A 4,775-nucleotide genomic window follows, 5' to 3' on the forward strand; every position below is an offset into this window, starting at 1 on the left:
GCGCACCCAGCAGGCGCTGCGGGGACAGGCCGGGCAGCTGCTCAGCCACCTCCGGGAGGCCGGGGAGGAGAACGGCCCGGCGCCCGTGGACATCGGTTTCTCCTGCGCCACCACCCGGGCGACGCTGGAGCACTGTGCGGTGGTGCTGGCCGAGGACCACGCCGGGTTCCGCCGCGGCCTGACCGCGCTGGCCGAGGGCCGGGAGACCTCGGAGGTGATCGCCCGCACCCAGGATCCGGGGCAGGGGGGCACGGTCTTCGTCTTTCCCGGCCAGGGCTCGCAGTGGGCGGGCATGGCCGCGGAGTTGTTGGAGCGGGAGCCGGTGTTCGCCGAGGCGATGGCGGAGTGCCACCGGGCGCTGGAGCCGTTCACCGATTTCTCACTGCTGGAGGTGGTGCGCGGGGAGGGCACCGAGCTGGAGCGGGTGGAGGTGGTCCAGCCGGTCCTGTGGGCGGTGATGGTGTCGCTGGCCAGGCTGTGGGCTTCGGTGGGGGTGGTGCCGGCCGCGGTGGTGGGGCACTCCCAAGGGGAGATCGCGGCGGCGGTGGTCGCCGGCGGGCTGTCGTTGGACGACGGGGCGCGGGTGGTGGCGCTCAGGGCGCGCGCGGTCGCCCGGGAGCTGGCGGGGCAGGGAGGGATGGTGTCCCTGGCGCTGCCGGTCCCGGAGGCGGAGGGGCTGGCGGCCCGGTGGCAGGGGCTGTCGGTGGCGGCGGTCAACGGGCCTGGCTCCACGGTGGTCTCCGGCGAGGCGGGCGCTGTGGAGGAGCTGTTGGCGCACTGCGCGGAAGAGGGGATCAGGGCGCGGCGCATCCCGGTGGACTACGCCTCGCACTGCGCGCAGGTGGAGCAGATCCGCGAGCGGCTGCTGGACGACCTGGCCCCGGTCGCGCCGGTTTCCTCGACGGTGCCGTTCTACTCGACGGTGACCGGCCAGCGGAGGGACACCGCCGGGCTGGACGCCCACTACTGGTACGACAACCTGCGCAACACCGTGCGGTTCGAGGATGTCACCCGTGCCTTGCTGACCGAGGGGCGCACCCTGTTCCTGGAGGTCAGCCCGCACCCCGGCCTCAACCTGGGGATCAGCGAGAGCGTCGAGGCCCTGGGGCTGCGCGCCTCCGTACTGTGCACCCTGCGCCGCGGCGAAGGCGGGGTCCGGCGCTGGCTCACCGCAGTCGCCGAGGCAGCCGTACACGGCGTCCGCGTCGACTGGGCCGCGGTGTACGCCGGCCGTGGCGGCACCCGCGTCGAGCTGCCCACCTACGCTTTCCAGCGTCGCCGCTACTGGCTGGACACCGTCGAACCCGAACCACTCGCCGTGGACCGCTCGCAGGACTGGTTCTGGTCCGCCGTCGAGCAGGAGGACCTGCCCGCCCTCCAGCGCATGCTCGACGTGAGCGGCCGGACCCCGCTCGAGGAGGCGCTGTCCGCTCTCTCCTCATGGCACCGGCGAGACCGCGAGCGCAGCCGGACCGAGAACTGGCGCTACTGGACCGCCTGGACACCCGCACAACTCCCCGCCGGGCGGCTCGACGGCCGCTGGGTGGTGGCCGTACCGCCGGACCACCACGCACACCCGCTGGTCACCGCCGTCTCCGCGGCCTTGGCGGAGGCCGGCGCCGCCCCCGAACTGCTGCCCGTCTCCCACGAGGACGAGCGCGGCGCCCTCGCCGAGCGGCTGCGTGGCGCGAGCGGCGTGTTATCACTGCTCTTCCTCACCGACGGTCACGCCCCCGGACACCCCGCCACCCCGGCCGCCTTCGCCGTCGCCATCACCCTGCTGCACGCCGTGCACGACACAGGCGAACCACTGCGCTTGTGGTGCGCCACCTCCGGTGCCGTCGCCGCCGGACCCGGGGACACGGTCACGCACCCGGACCGGGCTCTGGCGTGGGGGCTCGGCCGGGTCGCCGCCCACGAGTACACCCAGTGGGGCGGGCTGGTCGACCTGCCCGCCGAACCCGAACCGCGCGCGCTGGCCCGGCTCGCCGCCGTCCTCGCCGGCACCGACGAGGACCAGGCGGCGATACGCGCCACCGGGGTCTTCGTGCCCCGCCTGCGCCGCGCCGAGCCGACCCCGCCCCGACGGGTGTGGCAGCCGTCCGGCACCGTGCTCGTCACCGGCGGCACCGGCGGCGTCGGTGCACACGTCGCCCGGTGGCTCGCCGCCTCGGGCGCGGAACACCTGCTGCTGCTCAGCCGGCGCGGCCCCGAGGCCCCCGGCGCGGCGGAACTGGCCGCAGAACTGCGGGAGTCGGGAACCGAGGTCACCGTGGCCGCGGTGGACGCGGCCGACCACGACGCGCTGGCCGCCGTCCTCGCGGACCTGCCCGCCGCCCAGCCGCTGACCGCCGTCTTCCACGCCGCCGGCGTCGTCGACTCGAGCATCGTGGACTCGCTCACGCCGGACCGCGTCGAGACCGCGCTGCGGGCCAAGGTCGCCAGCGCCCTCAACCTGCACCGGGTCACCGCGGACCTGAACCTGTCGGCCTTCGTCCTCTTCTCGTCGCTCGCCGGCGTCTTCGGCTCGGCCGGGGAGGGCAACTACGCCCCCGGCAACGCCTTCCTGGACGCCTTCGCGCAGTACCGCCGTTCCCAGGGCCTGGTCGCGACCTCGGTGGCCTGGGGCTCGTGGGCGGGCGCCGGCATGGCGGAGGGCGACTTCGGTGACGTCCTGGAGCGCCACGGCATCTTCCGGATGGAGCCCGAACTCGCCCTGGCGGGGCTGCGTACGGCGCTGGAGCGCGATGAGACCGCGCTCGCCCTCGCCGACATCCGCTGGGAGGTCTTCTCCTGGTTCTTCACCGCCACACATCCCAGCCGCCTGCTCGACGAACTCCCCGACGTGCGCAAGCTCCGGCAGACCGCTCAGCAGAGCCCTGCCCAGGACCCCGCCGCCGACCAGGAGAGCCTGTCGCCGGCCCAGCGGCTGGCGGGGGCCTCGGAGGCGGAGCGCAACCGGTTCCTGCTCGAACTGGTCCGTGACCAGGTGGCGCTGGTGCTCGGCTACGAGTCGGGCTCCGAGGTGGAGCCGGGCCGGGCGCTCGGTGAACTCGGCCTCACCTCGGCGGGCGCCGTCGAACTGCGCAACCGCCTCACCTTCACCACCGGTCTACGCATCTCCGCGACCGTCGTCTTCGACCACCCCAGTCCCCTGGCCCTCTCCCGCTTCCTGGCCACCGAGATCACCGACGCGAGCGCCGACGGCGATCCTGAGGCCGCCGCTCCGGCGGTGCCCGTACGTGACAGCGCCCCCGTCGCGGACGACCCGATCGTCATCGTCGGCATGGCCTGCCGCTTCCCCGGCGGCGTCCGCTCCCCGGAAGACCTGTGGAAGCTGGTCGAGTCCGGCACTGACGCGATGGGTCCTTTCCCCGCCGATCGCGGCTGGGACCTCGACGCGCTCGGTGGCGACTACCCGCAGACGGGCGGCTTCCTCCCCGACGCGACCGCCTTCGACGCCGAACTGTTCGGCATCTCGCCGCGTGAGGCGCTGGCCATGGACCCGCAGCAGCGACTGCTCCTCGAAGCCTCCTGGGAGGTGCTGGAGCGCGCGGGCATCCACCCCCGGTCGCTGGCCGGTTCGCGCACGGCGGTGTACGCCGGCACCGGTGGTCAGGACTACCTGACCGTGCTGGCGGGCGACCCCGAGGCCGGCGAAGGCTACCTGGTCACCGGCGGTTCCCCCAGCGTGCTGTCCGGCCGGGTCGCCTACGCCTTCGGGCTGGAGGGCCCGGCGGTCACCGTGGACACCGCCTGCTCGTCGTCCCTGGTGGCCCTCCACCTGGCCTGCCAGTCGCTGCGGTACCAGGAGAGCGACCTCGCCCTGGTCGGCGGAGTCAACGTGCTCTCCATGCCGTCCGTCTTCGCCGAGTTCAGCAAGCAGCGCGGCCAGGCCGCCGACGGCCGCTGCAAGGCCTTCTCCGCCTCCGCGGACGGCGCCGGATGGGGAGAGGGCGTCGGCGTACTGCTGGTCGAGCGGCTCTCGGACGCCCGCCGGCTCGGGCACGAGGTGCTGGCCGTGGTCCGCGGCAGCGCCGTCAACTCCGACGGCGCCTCGAACGGCCTGACGGCGCCGAACGGGCCCTCGCAGCAGCGGGTGATCCGCGCCGCGCTCGCCTCGGCCGGACTGGAGGCGACTGACGTCGATCTGGTGGAGGCGCACGGTACGGGCACGCGGCTCGGTGACCCGATCGAGGCGGAGGCGCTGCTCGCGACGTACGGCAAGGACCGCTCGGAACCCCTCTACCTGGGGTCGGTGAAGTCCAACATCGGGCACACCCAGGCCGCCGCCGGTGTCGTGGGCGTGATCAAGGCCGTCATGGCGCTGCGGCACGGGGTCCTCCCGGCGACGCTGCACGTGGACGAGCCGACCCCGGAGGTCGACTGGTCGTCCGGATCGGTGGAACTGCTCACCGAGAACCGCACCTGGCCGGAGGCGGCCCGTCCGCGCCGGGCCGGCGTCTCCTCCTTCGGGATCAGCGGGACCAACGCGCACACCATCCTGGAACAGGCTCCGGAAACGGCAAAGACACCCGTCGGTGCACGAGGCGAGCGCCCGGACATCCCGCTGCCCACCCCGTTGTCCGGCGCTACGCCGGATGCACTCGCCCGGCAAGCCGCCCTGCTCGCCGGACTGGACGCGGACCCCGCCGACCTGGCGCACTCCCTGGCCACCACGCGTGCCGAACTGGCACACCGAGCCGTGGTCTTCGACCCCCACGCGGCCGCACTGACGGCCCTCGCCTTCGGTGAGCACACCCAGGACGCGGTGT

General features: G+C 74.1%; 1 protein-coding gene. It reads left to right on the forward strand.

Features of this window, described 5'->3' with window-relative positions; translation table 11 throughout:
- The coding region (locus tag V1L54_RS29150; protein WP_330121166.1) for an SDR family NAD(P)-dependent oxidoreductase at nt 1–4,775 on the forward strand (4,775 nt) is incomplete at both ends.

This window comes from Streptomyces rubellus, from assembly GCF_036323805.1.
Taxonomy (GTDB): Bacteria; Actinomycetota; Actinomycetes; order Streptomycetales; family Streptomycetaceae; genus Streptomyces.